General features: G+C 53.5%; 16 protein-coding genes and 2 pseudogenes. All 18 read right to left on the reverse strand.

Annotated features, from left to right (window positions below):
- Positions 1–37 precede the first annotated feature (37 nt).
- The gene (locus ACVX3G_RS13860; protein ID WP_025039094.1) at positions 38–1,735 is read right to left on the reverse strand and encodes a methyl-accepting chemotaxis protein; all 1,698 of its coding nucleotides are present in this window, start codon (positions 1,733–1,735) and stop codon (positions 38–40) included.
- A gap of 214 nt (positions 1,736–1,949) precedes the next feature.
- Entirely contained in the window at positions 1,950–3,299 is a 1,350-nt protein-coding gene (locus ACVX3G_RS13865; RefSeq protein ID WP_011230809.1) for an MDR family MFS transporter, read from the reverse strand.
- A 276-nt stretch (positions 3,300–3,575) separates the two neighbouring features.
- Positions 3,576–4,601, reverse strand: a complete 1,026-nt coding sequence (locus ACVX3G_RS13870) for a C40 family peptidase (RefSeq protein ID WP_011230807.1) — start codon at positions 4,599–4,601, stop codon at positions 3,576–3,578.
- Positions 4,602–4,810: 209 nt separating this feature from the next.
- Entirely contained in the window at positions 4,811–6,703 is a 1,893-nt protein-coding gene (gene mutL, locus ACVX3G_RS13875; protein ID WP_011230806.1) for a DNA mismatch repair endonuclease MutL, read from the reverse strand.
- A 14-nt stretch (positions 6,704–6,717) separates the two neighbouring features.
- Positions 6,718–9,426 carry a DNA mismatch repair protein MutS gene (mutS, locus tag ACVX3G_RS13880; protein WP_014195494.1) on the reverse strand — a complete coding sequence of 903 codons (2,709 nt, stop codon included), beginning with the start codon at positions 9,424–9,426 and terminating at the stop codon, positions 6,718–6,720.
- A gap of 96 nt (positions 9,427–9,522) precedes the next feature.
- Positions 9,523–10,071: an outer spore coat protein CotE gene (locus ACVX3G_RS13885; protein WP_011230804.1), complete on the reverse strand. Its 549-nt coding sequence runs from the start codon at positions 10,069–10,071 to the stop codon at positions 9,523–9,525.
- A 223-nt stretch (positions 10,072–10,294) separates the two neighbouring features.
- On the reverse strand, positions 10,295–10,726 hold the full coding sequence (locus ACVX3G_RS13890; protein WP_011230803.1) for a YlbF/YmcA family competence regulator: 432 nt from the start codon (positions 10,724–10,726) through the stop codon (positions 10,295–10,297).
- Positions 10,704–12,299 (reverse strand): tRNA (N6-isopentenyl adenosine(37)-C2)-methylthiotransferase MiaB, encoded by a 1,596-nt coding sequence (miaB, locus tag ACVX3G_RS13895; RefSeq protein WP_011230802.1) that lies wholly within the window; start codon positions 12,297–12,299, stop codon positions 10,704–10,706. The genes ACVX3G_RS13890 and miaB overlap by 23 nt, the downstream gene beginning before the upstream one ends.
- 228 nt (positions 12,300–12,527) lie before the next feature.
- On the reverse strand, positions 12,528–13,394 hold the full coding sequence (locus tag ACVX3G_RS13900; RefSeq protein WP_011230801.1) for a 2-oxoacid:ferredoxin oxidoreductase subunit beta: 867 nt from the start codon (positions 13,392–13,394) through the stop codon (positions 12,528–12,530).
- Entirely contained in the window at positions 13,361–15,133 is a 1,773-nt protein-coding gene (locus ACVX3G_RS13905; RefSeq protein WP_011230800.1) for a 2-oxoacid:acceptor oxidoreductase subunit alpha, read from the reverse strand. The genes ACVX3G_RS13900 and ACVX3G_RS13905 overlap by 34 nt, the downstream gene beginning before the upstream one ends.
- 155 nt (positions 15,134–15,288) lie before the next feature.
- Positions 15,289–16,212, reverse strand: a complete 924-nt coding sequence (locus ACVX3G_RS13910) for a dipeptidase (protein WP_014195492.1) — start codon at positions 16,210–16,212, stop codon at positions 15,289–15,291.
- A 92-nt stretch (positions 16,213–16,304) separates the two neighbouring features.
- Positions 16,305–16,565, reverse strand: a complete 261-nt coding sequence (gene spoVS / locus ACVX3G_RS13915) for a stage V sporulation protein SpoVS (RefSeq protein ID WP_003251598.1) — start codon at positions 16,563–16,565, stop codon at positions 16,305–16,307.
- 128 nt (positions 16,566–16,693) lie between these two features.
- Positions 16,694–17,488: a TIGR00282 family metallophosphoesterase gene (locus tag ACVX3G_RS13920; protein WP_011230798.1), complete on the reverse strand. Its 795-nt coding sequence runs from the start codon at positions 17,486–17,488 to the stop codon at positions 16,694–16,696.
- Positions 17,489–17,589: 101 nt separating this feature from the next.
- A complete protein-coding gene (rny, locus tag ACVX3G_RS13925; protein WP_011230797.1) occupies positions 17,590–19,146 on the reverse strand; it encodes a ribonuclease Y in 1,557 nt (518 codons plus the stop codon).
- Positions 19,147–19,521: 375 nt separating this feature from the next.
- Positions 19,522–20,277 (reverse strand): annotated as a pseudogene (gene recA / locus ACVX3G_RS13930) (recombinase RecA); the annotation flags it as partial.
- A 132-nt stretch (positions 20,278–20,409) separates the two neighbouring features.
- Positions 20,410–22,224 carry a group II intron reverse transcriptase/maturase gene (gene ltrA / locus ACVX3G_RS13935; protein WP_021322289.1) on the reverse strand — a complete coding sequence of 605 codons (1,815 nt, stop codon included), beginning with the start codon at positions 22,222–22,224 and terminating at the stop codon, positions 20,410–20,412.
- Positions 22,225–23,060: 836 nt separating this feature from the next.
- Positions 23,061–23,348, reverse strand: a pseudogene (locus ACVX3G_RS13940) (recombinase RecA); the annotation flags it as partial.
- A 178-nt stretch (positions 23,349–23,526) separates the two neighbouring features.
- Positions 23,527–24,771, reverse strand: a complete 1,245-nt coding sequence (locus ACVX3G_RS13945) for a competence/damage-inducible protein A (RefSeq protein WP_011230794.1) — start codon at positions 24,769–24,771, stop codon at positions 23,527–23,529.
- Positions 24,772–24,795: the final 24 nt, after the last annotated feature.

Consider the following 24,795-nt stretch of genomic DNA (forward strand, 5'->3'; position numbering starts at 1 on the left):
CCATATGGAAAAAAATGAACGCCATAAAAGGCGCTCATCATAATGAAAACTTGTTGACAATCGCCTGCAAATCGTCCGCCATTTTCGAGAGCGACGCGGCCGAAGCTGAAATTTCCTCCATCGAGGCCAGCTGTTCCTCGGTCGCCGCCGACACCTCCTGCGCACCGGCCGATGTCGACTCGGCCACGTCGGCGACAAGCCGGACGGAGCGCACCATTTGCTCCGAAGAAGAGACCATGTCGCTGACCGCGGTGGATACGTCGCGGATTTGCGCCGCAACTTCGTCCACGGCGGCGCGAATGCGGGCGAACATTTCTCCCGAGGCGCGAATGACGTTCGTTCCGGCCGTCACTTCGTTGACGACCGACTCCATCGATTGGACGGCATGGACCGTTTCTTCTTGAATGGCAGCGATCAATTCCGCGATTTGCTGGGCCGATTGGGCCGATTGCTCGGCGAGCTTCCGCACTTCGTCAGCAACGACGGCAAAGCCGCGCCCGTGCTCGCCGGCGCGCGCCGCCTCAATGGCGGCGTTTAAGGCGAGCAAGTTCGTCTGCGCCGCGATGCTGCGGATTGCTTCGATGATCGAGCCGATTTGCTCGGAACGGTGGCCAAGCCCTTTAATGAGGTCAGCCAGCCGCTCGACCGTATCGTTGACTTTGTTCATTTGCGCAACGCCCGCCTCGATCGTTTGCCCTCCCTCAGCCGCTTGTCTTGACGCCTCAGCAGCGATGGCGGACACGCTTTGCGCCCGTCCGGAAATTTGCTCGATTCTCTCAGACATCGAATCGACGGCGGCGGACGTTTCTTCCACGCTTTGCATTTGCTTGTCCATGCCGGAAGCAACGCCCTGAATCGTCATGGCGATTTGCTCGGTCGCCTTGCTCGTCTGTTCGGCGCTCGCTGCCAGCTCCTCCGACGAAGCGGCGACTTGCTCGGCGTTTTGCGCCACTTCTTGGAGCACTTCGCGCAAGTTTTTCGCCATTTGCTCAAACGAAGCGGCGAGTGCGCCAATTTCATCGCGGTTGCGAACCGAGAGCCGCCCGTCCGTCAAATCGCCGGCGGCGATCCGCTTCGCCGCTTCCGACAGCGCCAATAGCGGGCGGGAAAGCGAGCGGCTGATGTAATAGCTGACGGTCGCTCCAGCCGCCGCCGTCAACAAGCCGACGATGATGATCAGCCGCTGGACCGCAGCCGCCGATGCGCTCGCATCATCATTAGCTTCCTTCATTTCCCGCTGCTGGAGAGCGACCAATTGATTCACCTTTTCATCAAATTGGGTTGTTAAGTCGCGCCCTGTTGTGGTCACAAGGGCGATGTACTGCTCCGGTTTGTTTTGCGCTTTTAGGTCGAACGTTTTTTGCCCAAGTTCGTAAAACTGCTGTTCAAGCAAATCGAGCTCGGCAAGCAGCTGTTTCGTTTCTTCCCGCGTCAGCTCCGCCGCAAGCTTTTCGCTTATTTTCTTGTACTCCCCATGCGCTTTTTCAAAATTTTTCCTTGACGTCTCATCGCCGGTCAACAAATAGCCGCGCATGCTGCCGACCTCGCGGCGGATCAATACTTCAAGCTCTTTGGCATTGACAAGCTTCGTCACCCGTTTGTCGATCACATCGGTGTATGTACGGTCAAGAGTCGAAATTTCGTAATAAGAAAACCCGACTAGCAGCGCGATCAACACGTAGACGAGGCCGAAGCCAGCCAGCAGTTTTTTGCGCACGGTCATTTTCATGTTCATTGGCAAGTCCTCCGTCTGTGAATCAGTATGTTGTTCCATCTACATTATCGGATGATAACAGCCAATGTTTAGTATTTTTTTTGGCTCTTTCGCCATCTTTGATGAAAAGGCCTGCTTCATTGAGAAAATCAACTGGATTTTCTCAATGAGCCTCCTCTTTCACCGTAAACTCGCAAGGAGAGCAAACCGGCCGCCCCCATGCCGCTTCCCCGCCTTACGCCGTTCCTTCCGGCTGCCACGTGTTTCGGCCGGTTTCGGCTTCATCATGAATGAAAAGCGAGGTGACAAGCGCGGCGATGCTGCCAATGAGGCCGAATAAAAACAAATGATGGATGCCGGTCATAAACGTCGGCGCCTTCGTCAAAAACGCTCCCATGACGGTCACGCCGATCGCCGTGCCGATATTGCGGCAAAACATAAAAAAGGACGTCGCGATTCCTTTTTCATGGACGTCCGCAAGCTGCTGCGAGCCGATGACGCCGACGGTCGAGGTCAACCCAAACGACAGCCCTTGGACAAACATGACGAAAAACACATACCAAAACCCGTGACTTTCGTTCAGTAGCGCCAGAAGCAAGCCGGACGCAACCAGCAGCACATTGCCGATGATGAGAAGCGGACGGTAGCCATAGCGCAAAATCCATTTCCCGGCCGGCACGGCGGCGATCATCCAACCAACGGACGAGCCGAGCAAAGCGACGCCGCTGATAAATACCGATAAATGAGCAACATTTTGCAAAAAGAGCGGAATGTAGCTTGACGTGCCAAACAGCGCGACGCAGCTGACAAAGCCGTTAATGTTCATCCATTTGAGCGTGCGGTGATGAACAAGTGAAAGCGGCACGAGCGGAGACGGCTGCCGTTTTTCGAAAAAGTAAAACGCAACAAGCAAGAGCGCACCGGCCGCCCCGTACCACCATTGTCCGCGCTTCGCAACAGTGACGAGCAAAAGCAGGCTGACTGCGGCGGCAAATAACACCGCCCCCATATAGTCAACCGCCGCCCGCTTCGGTTCATATACTTCTTTATATGGAAACAACGTCACAAGCGAGAGCAGGCAAATGGGAATGTTGACATAAAAAATCCAGCGCCATGTCGCGTATTCGACAAACAGCGAGCCTAAAAGCGGCGCCAAGACGGCGGAAATCCCCCACATGGCGGTAAAAAACGCCTGGATCTTTCCGCGCTTTTCCACCGGAAACAAATCGCCGGCGATAATGGCCGGAAACGGCATCATAAACCCGGCGCCGACCCCTTGTACGGCGCGGAACAGGACGAGTTGCACCATATTTTGCGACAAACCGCAAAGAAGCGAGCCAATCAAAAATAAAATGATGCCAAAGCTGAATACGTTTTTGCGGCCAAACAGGTCGGACAGACGGCCGGCAATCGGTGACAGGACGGTTGTCGTAATCATGTATGACGCAAACGCCCATGCATAAAGGGAGAATCCCCCAAGTTCTTTGGCGATGATCGGCATCGTCGTGTTCATGATCGTCGTATCCATCGAGGCGACGAGCATGGCCAGCACAATGCTCACCATCACGGACAGACGGCTGTTCATACCAATGCCCTCCTTTTTGATCATCTATGAATATCTTATTTTACATGATGAATCATCATGGCACCAAATGATACGCGCCAGAAAGCCGGACTATTTGTACTTGTTGCTGTTTTTTGTTGCCTTAAAAGCAGAAAGCCTCAAAACCGCTAACCCGTTTTTCCGCGGCATCATCCTGCATCTTTGTTGGATTCGGCTTTCACTCGCACGAACAACAAAAAAGCTGTTCACCGAAGCGCCTAAGGCTTCGCACGAACAGCTGCGTTAATCGTCTTTCATTTAGTTGATGACCCGAACCGCTTTTACATACCGCGTTTTCCAATAGGATGACGTCAGCGACGAATACGCAACACCCAACGAAACGGTCGCGTTGATCATTTGCCCGTTGCCAGCGTAAATGCCGACATGGTTGATCGTCCCATTTGAATCGGTGTCAAAAAAGACGAGATCGCCTTTTTGCAATTGGTTAAACGACACCGTTCTTCCGGCTTGCGCTTGAGCGGTGGATGTGCGCGGCAGCGAAATGCCGGCTTCGCTGAAGACGCGCATCGTAAACGATGAGCAGTCAAACACATCGGTGCGCGACGGGCTTGCTCCGTACAAATAACGCGCCCCTAAATATTTTTCCGCAATATCGATGATTCGGTCGGCAAGCGATGCGGACGACTCAGTGGCAGCCGAGTTGGCGGCCGATACTTGCTGCTTGGCCTCCCGGACATCAGTCGTTCCGCCCGCCACTTTAATGGCTTGGCCAATGCGGATGGTGTTCGGGTTTGTAATTTGCGGATTCAGTGCCAATAGACGGTCGACCGTCGTTTGAAACTTGTTCGCAATCTCAAGCAGCGTATCCCCCGCCTGCACGATATACCGGCCGCTTGTCGGCACGGCTGCCGGCTGCACATTGTATGTATTGGAACGTTCCTGTTCCCCTGCTACTTGCAGCTTCTGCCCGGCGCGAATGAAGTCTGGGTTCGTAATGCTTGGATTAAGCTTGAGCAACGCATCCACAGTCGTGCTAAACTTGCGGGCGATTCCGCTTAGCGTATCACCAGGCTCGACCGTATATGTATTCGAAGAAGTTTCGTTCGATTTATTTGGTTCATTGACGCGCAATACTTGTCCGGGAAAAATCAAATCCGAAGACAAACCGTTTTCTTGCTTTAACGCGGCGACCGTCGTGCCGGATTGCCGGGCAATCTTCCAAAGCGTATCGCCTTTTTGCACCGTATAGCTCGCCGCCGATGCCGCGTGGCCGGCCAACAGCGAGCCGATCAACGTGCTTGTCAATACAACCGTCTTTTTCATGCTGCATCCCCCTATGACGTCGATGTATCCATCTTTATGTATCCATGTTTATACAAAATTCGCTATCACTCTACAAAATTCACCACGTATTCCTACACATGAGCCATTATAGTAAAATCAAAGCAATCCGTCTGTAACAGAAAGAATAAAAGTAGATTACAAAACGATTACAAAAAAGCGCCCCCTTTGTCGCGCAAAGGGGGCGCAGGCTACATCACCCGTTTAAATAGTTTTTCAATTTCATATGTCGAAAAATGAACGATGATCGGCCGGCCGTGGGGACAAGTAAATGGGTCCGTTGTCTGCCGCAGCGCCTCAAGCAAAGCGAACAGTTCATCCTGGCGCAAATGTTGGTTTGCTTTAATGGCGCGCTTGCAACTCATTAAGATCGCCGCTTGTTCGCGCAATTGCTTGATGTCGACCGTTTTGGCCGCCAACACTTGTTCGATCATTTCCTCGATGATTTCCCTTTCTCTCCCTTTCGGAAACCACGTCGGATGGGAGCGAACGAGAAACGCCCGCGGCCCAAACGGCTCAAGAAACACGCCGCAGCGCGCCAGCTCATCGCGGCAGGCGGCGATCCGCTCGTACTCGTCGGCTGGATATTCAAACATCAACGGAACGAGCAGCTCCTGCACTTCCTTCGTGGCTTCGCCGAGTTTTTCCCGGAAATATTCATAGTTGATCCGCTCTTGAGCCGCATGCTGATCGATCATATACAGCCCATGTTCGTTCTCCGCCAAAATGTACGTCCCATGCAATTGTCCAATCGGATAAAGCGGCGGCAGGCGATCGGCCGCCGCTTTATCCTCCGCTTGCCCATCTGTCGGCAAGCGGGGAGAGCACCGCTCTTCTCCCACCTCTTCCTCCTGCTTTCGCTCAAAAGCGGGCCCATGTTCGTCCAGTATTCCACATTCATCCGTCTGCACAGCCGCGGATGGCCGCTCAGCCGGTGCGTCACCGGTTAGCGGCGCAAGAGGGGCGGTCGCATCTTCCCCGCCGCCGATGTCGCTCGATAAGACAGACGGCTCGCGGACGCGATGAGTGAACGTCCAAGCCGCCTGCTCCGCCTTTGGTTTTGCCATCTTGCTGTCGGCAGATACGGACGGAATGAGCGTCCGCTTGCGAAATGCCTGGCGGATGGCGTCTGTGACGAGCTCATTCAGCTCTGCTTCCTTGCTAAAGCGGACTTCGAGCTTTGCCGGATGGACGTTGACATCGACAAGCACCGGATCCATTTCAATGGATAAAAACACAATCGGATAGCGGCCGATCGGCAAGAGCGTATGGTAGCCGGCTTCAATCGCTTTCATGAGCGGCACGCTGCGCACATAGCGGCCGTTGACAACAAGCGAGATGTAGTTGCGCGAGGCGCGCGTCACGTCCGGCGGCGAAATGTAACCGCGAATAGTAAAATCGAGCGATTCCGCTTCAATGGGGATCATTTGCCTCGCCGTCTCGGCGCCGTAAATAGCGGCGAGCACGTGCCGAACATCGCCGCTGCCATTGGTGGCAAGCAATGTTTTGCCCTGGTGGCGGAGGCGAAATGATACGTCCGGATGGGCGAGCGCTAGCCGGTTGACGACGTCGGCCGCATGACCGAGCTCGGTGTGGATCGTTTTCATATATTTCAAGCGCGCTGGGGTGTTGAAAAACAAGTTCGATACGGTAATATCCGTTCCTTTGCGCCCCGCCGCCCGCTCGCGGGAGACGAGTGCGCCGCCTTGAAGCACAAGCTTCGTTCCCGGTCCGCTGCCCGTGCCGGTCGTCAGCTCCACTTCGGATACAGAAGCGATGCTCGGCAGCGCCTCACCGCGGAACCCGAGCGTGCGGATGCGGAACAAATCGTGCTCGTCATGAATTTTGCTTGTCGCATGGCGTTCAAAAGCGAGCAAGCAGTCGTCTTCCTCCATGCCGTCGCCGTTGTCGATGACGCGGATTTTCGCCATTCCCGCCTCTTCAAGCTCGATGTTGATGACCGTACTATGGGCATCAATGGCGTTTTCCACCAACTCCTTGACGACCGAAGCCGGCCGCTCGACGACCTCGCCGGCGGCGATTTTGTTTGCCAGCAGGTCATCGAGCTTGCGGATGCGTCCCATCGGGCCTCCCTCCTTTACTTGAGGAGCTTTTGCAGTTCATACAGTTTGTTGAGCGCCTCAAGCGGCGTCATCTCGAGCAAATTGATCTCTTTCAGCGCCGCGAGCGCCTTTTTCTCTTTGCTTGAAAGAGGCGGCTCCACAGGCGCCGGGGCAAGGTCAGGAAACATGCTCAGCTGCTCAAACGCCGCTTCCGCCAAAACGCCCTCCCGCGCCGCGCCGGCTGACGGACGGGAGGCCTTCTCGCGCTCAACCTTGCTGCCGACGTCTAACGCTTCGTTCCCCTGAAAAGCCAAACCCGCTTCCGCCAAAGCGCCATCGTCCATCCTGCCTGCGGCGGCTTCCTGTTTTCCCGCCGCTTTCTCCAGTTCCGCTAAAATGGCCCGCGCGCGTTCAATGAGCGAAGCCGGCAGCCCGGCCAGTTCGGCGACGTGAATGCCGTAGCTCTTGTCGGCCGGCCCGTCGGCGATTTGATGCAAAAAGACGACTTTGCCGTTTTCCTCGATGGCGCGGGCATGGACGTTCGAAAGCCGCGGGAGCGAACGCTCCAAGGCGGTGAGTTCATGGTAGTGGGTGCTAAATAGTGTTTTCGCGCCGATATGGTCGTGAATGTACTCAATGATCGCCTGGGCGAGCGCCATGCCGTCGTACGTCGATGTGCCGCGCCCGATTTCATCAAACAAAATGAGGCTGTTTTGTGTCGCATGAGCGATGGCGTGGCGCGCCTCCAACATTTCGACCATAAACGTGCTTTGTCCTGCCGACAGGTCGTCAGCAGCGCCGATGCGGGTGAACACTTGGTCAAAAATGGGCAGCACCGCCCGCTCGGCGGGAACGAAACAGCCGATTTGCGCCATGACGGCGGTGAGCGCCACTTGCCGCATGTACGTGCTTTTTCCAGCCATGTTCGGTCCAGTGATGAGCAGCATTTCCCGCTCGCGGTTCATGTAGCAGTCATTCGGCACGTACATTTGCGCGCCGAGCACTTTTTCGACAACCGGGTGGCGGCCGCCTTGAATCACCAAGACGCGCTCCGTGGAAAACTGCGGACGCACGTAGCGATACTCGTCGCTGATCGTTGCGAATGATTGAAGCACATCAAGCTCGGCAATGGCTTTCGCCAACGTCTGCAGGCGCGGGATGTATTGCTTCACCTGCTCGCGAATGGCGACAAACAGTTCATATTCGAGTTCGATGCTTTTTTCTTCCGCCTCCAAAATGAGCGCCTCTTTTTCCTTCAACTCCGGGGTGATAAACCGCTCGGCGTTGGCGAGCGTCTGCTTCCGCTCGTAACGTCCTTCCGGAACAAGGGGGAGATTGGGCTTTGTCACTTCAATATAGTAGCCAAACACTCGGTTGTAGCCGACTTTGAGCGATTTGATGCCGGTCGCTTCCCGCTCCTTCGCCTCAAGTTCAGCGATCCACGCCTTGCCGTTGCGGCTCGCATCGCGGTAGCGGTCGAGCTGCTTGTCATATCCGTCTTTGATGAGGTTCCCTTCTTTGACGGAAAGCGGCGGCTGTTCTTGAATCGAGCGCTCGAGCAAATCGACGAGCTCTTCGCACGGGTCAAGGCGCTCGCACAGCTTGTCCGCTTCAGCGAGCGGCAGTGCGCCGACCGTCTGGCGGAGCGCCGGCACTTGAAGAAGCGACTTTTTCAGCTGCACGAGATCGCGGGCATTGGCGTTGCCGTAGGAGACACGGCCGACAAGGCGCTCAATGTCGTAAACGCCGCGCAGCCTGTCGCGCAGCTCCTGCCGTTCAAAATAGCTCGTTTTCAACGTTTCCACAAAATCGAGGCGCCGTTCGATTTCGCGCCGATCAATGAGCGGCCGGTCCAGCCATTGTTTTAAGAGCCGCCCACCCATCGCTGTCACCGTTTCATCCAAAAGCCATAACAACGAGCCTTTCCTTCCTTTTGACCGCACCGTTTCGACCAATTCCAAATGCAGCTTGGAATGTCGGTCCATTTTCATATAGTGGTCAACTTGATACAACTCAGCCGGCTGCAAATGATCGAGCCGCCGCTTTTGCGTGCGGACGAGGTAATGAAGCAAGCGGGCTGCGGCCTGCCGCAGCTTTTCTTGCGCCACATGGCCGATGACGCCGTTCCATTCGTCGCATAGAGATGTGTCGTCCTCATAAGAGACCGCCGCCCCGTACCGCTCTTTCAGCTCGCGCACCCACTCTTCGCCGCTGTCTGTGGCAACGATGATCTCCCGCGCTCCAACGGCGTGCAATTCGTTTGCCGCTTCCTCCCACGAAGAAAGAAGCGTCAACCGGACCTCGCCGGTCGACAAATCGGCGTAAGCCAATCCGTATGTACCATCAGCAAACGGCGTGAGCGCCGCCAAGTAGTGGTTTTCCTTCTCGGTGAGCCCTTTGCCTTCCATGAGCGTCCCTGGGGTGATGAGCTGCACAACTTCGCGGCGAACGACGCCTTTGGCCGTTTTCGGGTCTTCGACTTGTTCGCAAATGGCGACTTTATATCCCTTTTCGATTAACTGCTCAATATATCCTTGCGCCGAATGGTACGGCACCCCGCACATCGGCACCCGTTCATCGCCGCCGTCGCGGCTTGTTAATGTAATTTCCAGCTCTTGCGCCGCCTTGATGGCGTCGTCAAAAAACAGTTCGTAAAAATCGCCAAGCCGGAAAAATAAAAACGCGTCCGGATATTGCGCTTTAATGTGCAAATATTGCTGGATCATCGGTGTGTACGATGGCATCGCTTCTCCCCAACCTTTTCGGCCCGAAGGCTCGTTGATTGCGCTACTATTATAACAAGCGGCAAAAGAAAAAACTAGGAAAGAAATTTCCTAGTTTTATTCTTCTTCGCCAAGCAGCAAATCTGGGCTTAAATCTTCTAATTCTTCATCAAGGTCATCCTCGTCGCAAAAATCGTCGTCCTTGCCGCATCCTTCCGGATTGATGGCAACGCACACCTTCGTTTCGCCGATCACTTCGGCGACAAACTCCCGCTCAACATCGACAACGATTTTATTGCCGTTTGGCGAAATCGTGCATTCGAGGCAGTTCGGCTGCTGGATGACGCGGACGATGACATCGGTGTCATCGCTGATTAAATTATCTTTGTCGCGATATTTTAATTTGACGACGTCCGTATACGACACCGTTTCGGTGACGACTTCGGTTTTTGTATTGTGGTTGTACGAATACCAGACGTTGATGTCATAATGGCCGTGAATTTCGACCGTTTTATCGCATTTTTTCGCTTCATAACGGTGGTTGATGATCCAGCAGCCAAGAATGCTTGACGGGCGGTTCGGCGCCGTCACCGTATGGGTCGATTGTGTAAACTTGCGGCCTTTGCCGACAACGGCTTTCGTAATAATTTCTCTGTATTCAGACATCGAACGGAACCCTCCTCAAATGAATCTTCATTTCATCCTATGCGCCATCTCCGCTAATGTGCACAGCAAATGAATCATTATTCCGTATAGTTCATTGTATGCGCCTGCTCCGTTCGATGTGCCTTCTTTTTTGCCGCCAGGCAGCCGCCCGCGGTTCGGGGAAAGGGAGAGCGCGCCCATAAGAAAAAAAGCGCCCCAAAGGACGCTTTTGAGCCGCATGCCATTAATGGCAGCCGCCGTGTTTGTTGTAGCGAAGCGCGGCGCCGGTTTCGCCGCGCAGCACATCGCCGCCCGTCGAAGCGAGAATTTCATCGGTCACCGTATTCGAAATCGTCGAGGCGACGAGCTGAAGCAGGTCGTTCACATCGGATTGGGACTGCTGGAATTCGCTGACGATCGGGATTTGCGACAACTCTTCGTAAATGGCGTCAATTTTGGCCTCAACCTGTTTCAGCGCTTCATGTTTTCCGTAATGCTGAAGGTTGACCGCTTGCTTTTGCAGCGATTTCAGCTCGTTGATCAACGTGCGCACTTTTTCGTTTTGGTGGATTTTTTCTTCCGCTCGTTTGAAAAAGTCGACTTCTTCCGTTTCGGCGATCATTTTCGCCAGCTGCTTCGCCTGGGCCAAGATATCATCCCGCGTATATTTTGCCATGTTCGTTCACCTCGATCGCTTCATTGACTAGCTCGCCCGTCAGCGTCCACGTCTTTGCCTGCGTAATGCGCACGTTGACCAATTGGCCAATGAGCGATTTGGGGCCGACGAAGTGGACGAGCTTGTTTTTGCGCGTATAACCCGCCAATACATCCGGATTCGTTTTGCTTTCGCCTTCCACAAGCACTTCGACGACTTGCCCTTCGTATTGCTTCATTTTCTTGGCCGCGATTTCTTGAACAAGGTCGTTGAGACGCTTGAGCCGCTCTTTTTTCACTTCCATCGGCACGTTGTCCTTCATGTTCGCCGCCGGCGTGCCTTCGCGCGGTGAATAGATGAACGTGTAGGCCGAGTCAAATTCGACTTCACGGTAAAGCGACAGCGTTTCTTCAAACTGCTCGTCCGTCTCGTTCGGGAAGCCGACGATAATATCCGTCGTCAACGCGACATCCGGAATGGCGGCTTTGATTTTGCGAACGAGCTCCAAGTACTCCTCGCGCGTATATTTGCGGCCCATCATTTTTAAAATTTCCGTGCTGCCCGATTGCACCGGCAAATGGATATGCTCAACCAAGTTGCCGCGTTTGGCGAGCACTTCGATGAGCCGGTCGTCAAAGTCGCGCGGATGGCTCGTTGTGAAGCGGATGCGCGCAATGTCAATTTTGCGCAGCTCATCCATTAAATCGCCAAGGCCGTACTGGATGTCGGTGAAATCTTTTCCGTAAGCGTTGACGTTTTGCCCAAGGAGCGTAATTTCTTTATAGCCTTGGGCGGCGAGCTGGCGCACTTCTTGGATGATGTCTTCCGGACGGCGGCTTCGCTCTTTGCCGCGCGTGTACGGAACGATGCAGTACGTGCAAAACTTGTCACAGCCGTACATAATGTTGACCCATGCTTTAATCTTCCCTTTGCGCACTTTCGGCAAGTTTTCAACAACGTCGCCCTCTTTCGACCATACTTCGACGACCATTTCTTTCGACATGTACGCCTCATGCAAAATGTACGGCAGGCGATGGATGTTGTGCGTGCCGAAAATAAGGTCGACGTATTGGTATTGCTTTAAAATTTTCTTGACAACCGATTCTTCTTGCGACATACAGCCGCACACGCCGAGCAATAAGTCCGGGTTCGTCGTTTTGAGCGGCTTTAAGTAGCCGAGCTCGCCAAACACTTTGTTTTCCGCGTTTTCACGGATCGCGCACGTGTTGAGCAAAATGACGTTTGCCTCTTCCGGACGGTCGGTCGGCTCATAGCCGAGCGCCATGAAAATGCCGGCCATCACTTCCGTATCGTGCTCGTTCATTTGACAGCCATACGTGCGGATGTAAAACTTCCGTCCGCGCCCCATGCCGCGAAACTCTTCAGGAATCGAAAAGTCTTTGACGTACTTGACTTCCTCTTTGCCGCGTTTCTTCGCCTCTTTTAAATTCGGCGGGAGAAACACGCTCGTGAAATATTTCTCATAGTCTTTCGTCGTTTTTTCTTTCAGCCGGTCCAAGGCGGATTTTCTGTCCGCTGGATGGCTTTCGGTTTTGATTTGTCCCGTTTGCTCCAAACGTTGTTTTTCGTTCATAGCAATCTCCTTTCTTCACAAAATCATTCGATCATCCGGGACGAGCGGCCGCCGTTTCCTGTGCAGCCGGCCTCGCCTCGGCAAATTTCTTCCAACCACACACTACCATAGTATATCGCGAGCGGCAAGGAAACACAATGGGGTTTGTTCCGGAGGACCGGAACATGTCATGATAACAAAAAACACCCAATGAGGCAAGCCTCCATCGGGTGCAAATTGTTTCCATTTTTACATAAACTCTGCTACGAGTTCGGCGAACTTTTCTTTGCTCATTTTCAGCTCCGCCTCGGCAAGCGGCGCCTCGCTGTAGCCTGGCACAAGCTCTTGGTACGACTTTTGTTCTTTGTTTTGATAAATGATCCCGGTGACGAGCCCATCGTATTTCATGACCGTCTGCATCGCCATCTCCCGGTCGGACGGGTCGTATCCTTCGATGTCGCTCACCTTGATGAGCCGCTCTTTGAACCACTCGTACGTATTCACTTTGTTGTACGTCACGCACGGGCTGAAGACGTTGATGAGCGCAAAGCCTTTATGCTTGACGCCTTCCTCAATCAAGCTCGTCAATTCTTTTAAATCGCTTGAGAAACCTTGCGCGACAAACGTCGCTCCGGCGCTTAACGCGATCTCGAGCGGCGACAAAGCCGGCTCGATCGACCCGTGCGGCGTGCTTTTTGTTTGGAAGCCGGCAGCACTGCGCGGCGATGTTTGTCCTTTCGTCAACCCGTAAATTTGGTTGTCCATGACGATGTATGTGATGTCGATGTTGCGGCGAATGGCATGAACCGTGTGCCCCATGCCGATCGCGAATCCGTCGCCATCCCCGCCGGCGGCGATGACCGTCAAATCGCGGTTCGCCATTTTCACTCCTTGCGCCAGCGGCAAAACGCGGCCGTGCGTGCCGTGAAAGCCGTAAGAGTGAATGTAGCCGGAAATGCGGCCCGAGCAGCCGATCCCGGAAATGACCGCGAGTTCGTGCGGCTCCAACCCGAGATTGGCGGCCGCGCGCTGGATGGCGGCCTGCACGGAAAAGTCGCCGCACCCCGGACACCAGTTCGGTTTCACATCATTGCGGAAATCTTTAAAGGTGGCCATTGCGCTAACAACTCCTTGCATTTAGTATAGACGTCGCCCGGCAAGAACGGATTGCCGTCGAATTTTAAGACGCTGGCGATTTTATCAGCGTGCCCGACGTTCATTTTCAACAAGTTCGCCAGCTGCCCGGTGGCGTTTTGCTCGACGACGACGACTCGTTTCGCTTTCTCGACAAGCGGCCGCACGTCGTCAACCGGGAACGGATGAAGCAGACGGATGTGCGCATGGTTGACTTTGACGCCATCTTGCTCGAGCCGCTCCATCGCTTCTTCAATGGCTCCGCGCGTCGATAAAAAGCCAACAAGGAGCAAATCCGGTTCTTCGTGGCGGAGTTGTTTGTGCACCGGCGTCGGGAAGTGGATGTGCTCGAGTTTGCGCATCCGTTTTTCCATTTGCGCCCGGCGGTTTGCCGCCGTCTCTGACGGGCGGCCTGTTTCGGCGTGTTCGACCCCGGTGACATGGTGGATGCCGTATTTTGTTCCCGGCAGCACCCGCGGCGAAACACCGTCCGGCGTGATTTCATACCGTTTGAAGTTGTCTTTGTCCGGAAGCGGCGGCAGCTCACCATTCATCAGCTTGCCGCGGCGGATCTCGATCCGATCGTAATCAAGCGGCTCAACCGTCTGCTTGCCGAGCGACAGCTGCAAATCCGACAGGAAAATGACCGGGCATTGGTATTCCTCAGCTAAGTTGAACGCTTCCGCCATATCGTAAAACGCTTCTTCGACCGTGCTTGGCGCCATGACAATTTTGGGAATTTCCCCGTGCGTGCCATAGATCATCGCGAGCAAATCCGACTGCTCTTGCTTTGTCGGCAAGCCGGTGCTTGGACCGCCTCGTTGCGTGTCAACCACAACAAGCGGTGTTTCCGTCATCCCAGCTAGTCCGATCGCTTCGGCCATAAGCGACAACCCGGGTCCGGCGGAAGCGGTGAACGCCCGCACGCCCGCATAGTTGGCGCCGATCGCCATCGTACAGGCTGCGATTTCATCTTCTGTCTGGATGACCGCGCCCCCAAAATCCGGCAGCTTTTTAATCAAATACTCCATAATCTCCGAAGCTGGGGTGATCGGATAGGCGGCCATAAAGCGCGCCCCGCCGGCAATGGCGCCCAAGGCGATGGCGTCGTTGCCAATCATGAACATTCGCCGTTTGCCGTCGGCTTTGGCTAGTTTCATCGTTTTCGTCGAACCATCGAGCTGCTCTTTCATATATTGCGCTCCAGCGCGAATCGCTTCCATGTTTTTCTCAACGACTTGCGCCCCTTTGCGCCCAAATGTATCCACAACAACACTTTCGAACACGGCGGCGTCCAAATCGAGCACCGCACTTGTCGCGCCGATGGCAACCATGTTTTTCATCAGCGGATTGCCAAGCTGTGTAGCGATATCGGTGAACGGAACGGCGTAAAGCGCCACTCCTTTTCCTTCCGGAATCACTGGATTGAATTTGGCGTCCGCAATGACGATGCCGCCGTCACGCAGCTCGTGGAAGTTGAAGTCGATTGTCTCTTGGTCGAACGCCACCAAGATGTCCAAATCATCAGCGACCGCCCGCACCGGTTTCGTGCTGACGCGAATTTTGTTGTTCGTATGACCCCCTTTGATGCGTGAAGAAAAATGGCGGTATCCATATAAGTAATATCCGAGGCGGTTCAGCGCTGTGGAAAAAATTTCCCCTGTACTTTCAATTCCTTCCCCTTGCTGGCCGCCTACCTTCCATGACAGCTGTTCGATCATGAATTACACCCCTTTATATTCACTCCAGCCTTTCGCTACTATTGTACCACTTTTCTGACAAGGAAACTACCATTTTGAACGCCTTTTTCAGCCGGCGCCGCGGATGCCCTGTCTTCTATTCTAGGATACGCAGAGCCGATACTCAGTGATATTCGTCACTCCGGCAAATGGGCGTAGAAGTTGCCGAATAAAAAGCGGGATACTTGCTCGGTGGAGTAATGCTTGTACAACTCGTTGACAAGCCGCGCATATTCCCTTACCGTTCCAAGGCCGGCGACCGTCTCCGTGATGCCATCGAAGTCGGAGCCAAACCCGACGTTGTTTTCCCCCCCGAGCGCGCATATATGGTCGAGATGGCGAAGCACATCAGCGATCATCGCCTCGTTTTTCTTCGCCGTCAAAAAATACGGAACGAAATTAATGCCGATCATGCCGTCTTTTTCGATCAACGCTTTGATCTGCTCGTCGGTTAAGTTGCGTGGATGTGGGCATAGACGATGCACGTTGGAATGGGAAGCGATGGGGAACCGAGCCATCTCGATGACATCCCAAAACGCTTTCTCCGATAAGTGGGACACATCGACCCATCGTTTTGCTTCATTAAGAAGTGCAACGACTTGCCGGCCAAACGCCGTCAGCCCGGCGCCGCGCTTCTCCCACGCTCCGTCAGCGACAGCGTTCGGGAAGTTCCATGTCAACCCTACGGAAGCGACGCCGAGGCGGAGGAGCGTCTTTAGCTTGACAAGGTTGACGCCGATGGCGTCGCACCCTTCCAGCGTCAACATGGCGCCGACTTCCTCTTTTTTAAGGGCGGCGATATCCCGTCTCGTCCGCACGAACTTCACAGACGGAAACGCATCGATAATGCGGGCAAAGAAGATGTCCACCATCTCCAGCGCAACAGTGAACCGGGCTTCCTCCGGCACCGTTTCCGGTATGTAGATGGCAAAGCATTGCACTTTCACCCCTGCTTCCGCCATCCCGGAAAGAGTGACGTGAAGCGAAGCTCCGTCGTAAAACGACAGAGACCGATCTTGCCATAACTTCATCAACACATCGCAATGTGCATCGAAGATCATTCCGTTCCCCCCTTGAAAAAGCAAAAATAACCTGCCTGCCTTCGCAGCCGAAGGCGCCAACAGGTTATAGCCGCCATTGTCTGATCATCCAGTTAACGAGGTTCGACAATCAATTTGATCGCTGTCCGCTCTTCTCCGTCGATGATAATATCCGTAAACGCCGGAATGCAAATCAAGTCCATGCCGCTCGGTGCCACAAACCCTCGTGCGATCGCTACTGCTTTAACGGCTTGGTTCAATGCACCTGCGCCGATCGCTTGAATTTCCGCTGCGCCGCGCTCGCGCAACACCCCGGCAAGTGCACCAGCTACAGAGTTCGGATTCGATTTTGCTGAAACTTTTAATATTTCCATTCCTAGCTCCTCCCTCGTTTCCTTGGAAAATGATTTCGGTAAAAGGTCTTCATTGTAACTATATTCACTGTTTCGACAACTATTCCTGCATGGGAGGAGGACATTTTAAAAAATTTTTAAAAGATGGACTATTCAAAATAAGGGTGGTCATCGTTAATGATCAACCGTTCAATGCGAAACGCCCGTCCGCTTTTTTCGTCTACATCAACAAAGACGGCATTCAATTGGCTTCGTCCTTCCTTGACGTCGAAACGAACTGGCAGCCCGGTTAAAAATTTGCGCAGCACCGCCTCTCGATCGACGCCTAAAATGCCGTCGTATGGACCGGTCATGCCAACGTCGGTAATGTACGCCGTCCCTCTTGGCAAAATGCGGTTATCGGCCGTCTGGACGTGTGTATGCGTGCCGATGACCGCGGATACGCGGCCGTCTAAGTACCAGCCCATCGCCTGTTTTTCACTCGTCGCCTCGGCATGGAAATCGACGATGATGACCGGCGTGCGCGCGGAGGCGGCGGCGATCAGCTCGTCCGCCTTTTGAAATGGGCAGTCAATCGCCGGCAAAAACGCCCGCCCTTGCAAATTGATGACCGCCGCTTCGCCATGCTCGGTCGGCACAAAGACGATGCCTTTTCCCGGCGTGCCGGGCGGGTAATTCGCCGGGCGAATCAATGCCTTCGCCTGATCGATAAACTCAAAAATATCGCGTTTGTCCCATGCGTGATTGCCCAACGTGATCACATGAGCCCCCCAAGCGAGAAGCGCCCGGTAAATCGGTTCGGTGATTCCTTTCCCGCCGGCGGCGTTTTCGCCGTTGATCACAACAACGTCCGGCCGATGTTTTTCCTTCAGCCTTGGCAAATAGTGCTCCACCATTTTTTGCCCCGGCAAACCGACGACGTCGCCGATAAATAAAATTCTCATCCCTGATCCCTTTCTAAACGAAAAATATCGCCTTGCGCCCATCTCCGCATCGTTATACCCTCCTATTTTACGCACAAAAAAAGAAAGTGGCAATAGCCACTTTATTTCGCGTATTCGACCGCCCGCGTTTCGCGGATGACCGTCACTTTAATATGGCCCGGGTAATCGAGCTCTTCTTCGATTCGTTTGCGGATGTCACGCGCCAGCCGGTGCGCTTCCAAATCGTCGATCATATCTGGTTTGACCATAATGCGCACTTCACGCCCAGCTTGAATGGCGTACGATTTTTCAACGCCTTCGTACGATTCGGCGATTTCTTCAAGCTTCTCTAGACGACGGATATAGTTTTCCAGCGTTTCGCTGCGCGCTCCCGGCCGCGCCGCCGACAGCGCATCGGCCGCCGCGACGAGCACAGCGATGACCGACGTCGGTTCCGTATCGCCATGGTGGGAAGCGATGCTGTTGATGACGACCGGATGTTCTTTATACTTCGTCGCCAGCTCAACGCCGATTTCCACATGGCTTCCTTCGACTTCGTGGTCGATCGCTTTGCCAATGTCATGAAGCAAGCCGGCCCGGCGCGCCAGCATTTCGTCCTCCCCAAGCTCGGCCGCCATCAGTCCGGCTAAAAACGCCACTTCCACCGAGTGTTTTAAGACGTTTTGTCCGTAGCTCGTTCGGAACTTGAGCCGCCCTAAAATTTTGATCAAATCCGGATGCAAGCCGTGAACACCGACTTCAAACGTCGTCTGTTCGCCGACTTCGCGGATATGCTCATCCACTTCGCGGCGCGCCTTTTCGACCATTTCCTCAATGCGCGCTGGATGGATGCGGCCATCTTGCACAAGCTTATCGAGCGCGATGCGCGCCGTCTCGCGGCGAATCGGGTCAAATCCGGACAAAATGACCGCTTCCGGCGTATCGTCGATGATCAAATCGATGCCGGTCAACGTCTCGAGCGTGCGGATGTTCCGCCCTTCGCGCCCGATGATCCGCCCTTTCATTTCGTCGTTTGGCAAATTGACGACGGAAACAGTCGTTTCGGCGACATGGTCGGCGGCGCAACGTTGGATGGCAAGCGACAAAATCGCCTTTGCCCGTTTGTCTGCCTCCTCTTTCGCCCGCGTTTCCGCCTCTTTGATCATCATCGCAATCTCATGCGACAGCTCTTTCTCGACGCGCTCTAAAATGAGCTGGCGGGCATCGTCGCGCGTCAGGCCGGAAATGCGTTCAAGTTCGGCTTGTTGTTGTTTGACGAGCGCTTCCACTTTGCTTTCCATTTGTTCAATATGCTGTTGTCTTTCGTTCAACGCTTCTTCCTTTGCCTCAAGCAACGCCTCACGTTTGTTGAGCGCTTCATCTTTGCGGTCGAGATTTTCCTCCTTTTGCATCAGGCGGTTTTCTTGTTTTTGGAGCTCGCTTCTCCGGTCGCGGATATCACGCTCCGCCTCCGTACGCAGTTTATGAATCTCGTCTTTCGCTTCGAGAAGCGCCTCTTTTTTCAAGGCGTCCGCCTCGCGTTTCGCCTCCTCAATCAGCTGTTCGGCAGCGGCTTTCGCCCCGCCGATTTTCGCTTCGGCAATCGATTTGCGAACAAAAAAGCCAACAACGGCACCAATGACTAAGGCAAGCAAAGCGGAGATGATGATCGAACCCATCGTTTCACCTCCTCTTGCTGTTCGGTTTCCTTTCGCTCTCTCTTCTCACCGCCATGACCGGCGCAGATGGACATTCCCGTTTTCAATCCATTAGCTCAGTCGCTTGGCATCACAATCGACCCGCGCAGCCTTCCGCACGAAGGCGGTCCGCCGCAGCGGGCGGGCGTATGGCCCTGCCGCGCGTATGGACAAATATACATGTTCATTGTAAAGGCGGCAATAGGAATTGTCAAGATATTACACCGACGCGCCTAGAGGATGACAACGGAACAAGACCGTTCCGCACGCCGTCCTTTTTTAGGCTTATCGCTCTCCTTGGCAGGCCGAACGGATGGAAAAAGGCGCCCCGGCAGCTTGCCAGGACGCCTTGTCCCGTTATTCTTCAAGCAATCCGAACCCGTCTTGCTGCGGTTCGCTCGTTCCCTCTTCAACGTCGATGCCGTAATGCTGGCGGATGGCGCGGGCGATCTCATCGGCGATGTGCGGGTTTTCCTTCAAAAATTGCTTCGCGTTTTCCCGCCCTTGGCCAAGCCGCTCGTCTTTGTACGAATACCACGAACCGCTTTTTTGCACGATGTCCAATTCGGACGCCATGTCGAGAATTTCCCCTTCGCGGGAAATGCCTTCGCCGTACATAATGTCGACGTCAGCCGTTTTAAATGGCGGCGCAACTTTGTTTTTGACGACTTTAATTTTCGTCTTGTTGCCGACCATATCATTGCCTTGCTTAATTTGCTCGGCGCGGCGCACCTCTAGGCGGACGGAAGCGTAAAACTTGAGCGCCCGCCCGCCCGGCGTCGTTTCCGGATTGCCAAACATGACGCCGACTTTTTCGCGAATTTGGTTGATGAAGATGGCGATCGTTTTCGATTTGTTAATGGCGCCAGACAGCTTGCGAAGCGCCTGGGACATAAGCCGCGCTTGCAAGCCGACATGGGCGTCGCCCATCTCCCCTTCAATTTCCGCTTTCGGCACAAGCGCCGCCACCGAGTCGATGACGATAATATCGACCGCGCCGCTTCGCACGAGCGCTTCCGCGATTTCGAGCGCCTGCTCGCCCGTGTCAGGCTGGGAAAGCAGCAATTCATCGATATTGACCCCTAATTTTTGTGCATAGATGGGGTCGAGCGATAGCGATAGGTAATAGTCACCCTCGGCATTACCCGGAGGGGCTATTTTCCCCCGCTTCACACCGTGCGTGCGAGTTTCCCCGCACACGGCGTTCCATCGAGTACCCCGGTTACTAATCCGCTCTAGACTTTACTAGTGTACGCACTTTCTGTATTCCTCGAGTTTCCTTATTGCGTTTGTTTTTAAGCGACTGAGGTTGACATCACTTAGATCCTTTAAATGGATCAATGTATGACATTTGTCGCAGACCGTTACGAGATTGCTTACCTTATTAATTTCGTTCAGCGGAAGTTTCGTATTGATATGGTGGGTTCTAGTGTTAAATGGCTGCAGAATGTCACCACATATTTTACATTTTCCTTTATCTCTGTTAAACGCATAACACCGATTCATGAAGAATTCGAAGTTGTAAATTTTACTAGACTTAACTCCTTGAATTAGGTTTAGGTAACCACTGTCTAATAACCATTGTGCTCTTACGGTCAGCGGCTTCTTACCCGTGTTTTGAAGCCTAATTCTTCTTCCTTCCGCTGTGTATGGTGTTTCCTTCTGATTTTTCTGGTTTGTTTTAATCCAAGTTGCGAACCCAATACTCATTATACCAAGCCATCTTCCATTTATTTTGATTGCAGGCACTTGTTCTGTTCTATCTGGGTACAGGGGTGCTAAGTTGTAGCATTGATTAGCAGGTATCCATTTCGCTCCATATCTCTTTAGTGCTTTGTAGGACGCATATTTAAGTTTTTCCTTAAATGGCCTTACATCTCTGTTGACGCTAGGAGCACTTGAGTAATAATTAATGATACCTCTAATTTTACTGTTAATTCGGTTGATGTCCGTTATAAGCCATTCTTGATTCGTGGCGAATTTTAGTTTACGCAGATCTTTCCTGATCTGTTCAACTTTCCCTTTAATTTTTTCCGTGTCTGCACTCGCGTATCCGATGTATTTTCCACCTTTACCGTGTGGTATCATTTTAATTTTGAAACCTAGGAATTTCATTGGTTTCTTCTTAATGTTGGTTATGAGTGTTTTGTCATCGGATAGTTCAAGTTTAAGGTTTTCTTTTAGATATTTCTTGATTCGATATTTCCATTTTTCGGCATTCCCCCTGCTATTGGTGAACAGTATCCAGTCGTCTGCGTATCTTACGTAGAACTCTGGTTTGGTTATTGTTGAGTGATCTCGGAGGGACTTGTATTTTGCCGTGCGAATGGTTGTACCATTTCGCATTTTCTTCTCTTCCCATTCTCTTGTTATCCATTGGTCGAGTTTATGAAGATACACATTGGCTAATAGTGGGGAGATAATTCCACCTTGTGGCGTGCCCATTTCATTTATCTTGGTTTCTTTTATAACTCCTGCTTTCAGCATGGCTTTGATAATCATGAGCATTCGTCTATCACGTATACCCATGTGCCAAAGCTGCTTGATCAGGATAGTGTGGTTCACGTTATCGAAGAAACCTTTTATATCTCCCTCTATCACCCAATTGTACCCTATTCGGTTACATATAAATACACATCTTTCGATGGCTTGTTTTGCGTCTCGGTAGGGTCTGAACCCATATGAGTGTTGAAAAAATTGTGCTTCAAGAATTGGTTCAATGACCATCCTCACACATTCTTGGATTATTCGGTCTGCGATCGTCAGAATGCCTAAAGGTCTCTTTTCCTTTTTCCCGGGTTTTGGGATATGGACCCTTCTGATCGGGTTAGGTGTATATTTCTTAAAGCATCTTTTAACGAAGTTTATCGCTTCGTCATAGTTCAGCGTTAGTATGTCGCTGATGGTTTTCCCATCTGTACCCGCTGTACTATTTCCTTGGTTTGATTTGATTTTGTGAATGGCGGATACGATCACGACATCGCTGCTTGCTATTTCGACCAATCCCTTAAATCTTGGAACATCACCTTTTTCCAGACATTCCTTTGTAATGGCGTACATCTTGTCTTGTAGGTCGCGGAATTCCTGCTCCGACCTAGGAATGATTAGTTCTTGAAACGTTTGGTTGATAGTATCAAATCCTTTCTAGCGGATTTGTACCATACACGTTTTTAGTCAGTTTTGCTCACCGAAACCCTTACGGATTTCCTCACGGCTTCCTAATCATTGTCTGGGTTAGTAACCTAGGGTACTCGACTATGCCCCTTCGCTCCGCAGGAGTTACCCTGCTTCATCACTACTACGGGCTGCTGCCCCACCCCTTCAGCAGTCATTTCCTCCTGCTTAGCGGCATCGGGATGCGCATCCCTTGGCATCCGCTGGGGTGGTTCACCTGTACCGCATCACCTATCCTTGCATGCTCCCTTAGGCTCCACCTCTGACCCGTCAGCCGCCTTTCTGCCCATGGTTGGAGGGCTCAAGGCAAAGATCCTCTACGGGATCAATCCAGACTCGGCAAACACGAATACCTCATCCAGGGCTGAACCTCACTTAGGAGGTGAGCGCCTTCTTTTTTCGGCGCCCCACGCCTTACGAGCCGTACTTCCGGTGGTTCGTTCCAACGCTATGCGTTCTCTAGCCATAGGAGCTTTATGGACCCCCGGCTACTTCGCTAACCGCTTCTCAGGTCTGCTTTTCGCCGTCCTCTCCGAGCTTCGTACAGCCATGTTGCGCACCATGACCGCACGTCGGGGTATTAGGGCGGGAATGCCAACCTTCATTCCCGTCTCGGATTTTCACCGAGCTCTCGGTGATGCAGTTAGGACCTACTCATGCTCAGTCCCGCTGACTTTTCGCACGGCGTTTCCGCCATACTTCAGTCAGCAACAGGTCGCACCGTGCTCTGCGTCGATGAAAGCTGCTTGCCCGCCCCGCTTTTGCACTTCCGCGATCGCGTGAAGGGCAACGGTCGTTTTCCCGGACGATTCCGGGCCGTAAATTTCCACAATCCGCCCGCGCGGATAGCCGCCGACTCCTAACGCGATGTCGAGCGCCAGCGAACCGCTCGGCACGACCGACACTTTGCGGTCGACTTGCTCGCCGAGCTTCATGATGGCCCCCTTGCCAAACTGTCGTTCAATTTGTTTTAATGCCTGCTCCAATGCAGCTTGACGATCTTGGTTCACTAACCTACTCCTCCTTATTCTAGGACTACTTATACTATACCGCGTTTTGCGGCCATTGCCAAGCAAAAAAACGAACGTCCATTCGTTTTTTCGGTGGAGAAACTAGCAACAATCGCCATACTCATGCGGTGGAAAAAACGATGTGCGGTGGAGAATGTTCAAGGAAGGGGGCGGCCGATCAGCAGTCGGCCGCGAGCATCTCAAGCAGAAAAAAACAGCCGTATTTGGCGGTGCGGATGCGAATGGCATCACGCGTGCCGGACAGCATCAGACGGTGGACAGTCGCATCGCGCCCGCGGACGGCGATGCCGATATACACGGTGCCGGGCGGGTGGCCCTCAAGCGGATCGGGTCCGGCGACGCCGGTGAAGCTGATGCCGATATCCGCATCGCACATCGCGCGGACGTTTTCAGCAAGCAAACGGGCGCACGGCTCGCTCACCGCCCCTTCTGCCTCAAGCAGCGGGCGCGGTATGCCAAGCACCTGTTCTTTGACGCCGTTTGTGTAGCAGACGACACCGCCCTGCACGACTTGCGACGCGCCGGGGAGGGCGGTGAGCTGTTCGAGGAAAAGGCCGCCGGTCAAACTTTCGGCCGACGCGATCGTCCATCCTCTTTCTTTTAACCGCTCGAGCGTCTTTGTAAACAACGTTTCATCGTTATATCCGTAGCAGTGGCGGCCGACACGCGCCAAAATGGCCGATTCCACTTCGTCAAGAAGCCGCTTCGCCTCCGCCTCATCCTGATGCTTCGCTGTCAGACGAAGCGTCACTTCACCGTCGCCGGCCAGCGGCGCGATCGTCGGATTCGACTGGGCGTCGATCAAATCCGCAATCGCCGTCTCGAGCGCTGATTCACCGATGCCAAAAAAGCGGAGCACGCGCGACTCGATGCGCTCGGAAAGCGAAAACGTACGGCGCAAAAAGGCGTTTCCGTATTTTTTGAACATCGGCCGCATTTCTTTCGGCGGCCCGGGCAGCAGCATGTACGTAATGCCGTCTGCCACAAGCGCCATCCCTGGCGCCATGCCGTGCTCGTTTTTCAGCACCGTCGATCCTTCCAAGACGAGCGCCTGCTTTTTATTGTTTTCTGTCATCGGCCGGTTTGTGCGGGCAAAATACACCTCAATCGCTCGGAGCGCTTCCTCGTCGATCACGAGCCGGCGGCCAAGCAAACGGGCGATCGTCTCCTTCGTCAAATCGTCTTTCGTCGGGCCGAGGCCGCCGGTGAAAATGATGAGGTTCGCTCTCGTTTGCGCCGTTTTCACCGCCTGCTCAAGGCGGCCGGCGTTGTCGCCGACGACGGTATGGAAATAGACGTTAATGCCAAGCATCGCCAGCTGCTGCGACAAAAACTGGGCGTTCGTATTGGCGATTTGCCCAAGCAACAGCTCAGAGCCAACGGCAATGATCTCCGCGTTCAACAGACTTTTCTCCCCCTTTGTGGC

Source organism: Geobacillus sp. PLS 41 (assembly GCF_056494105.1).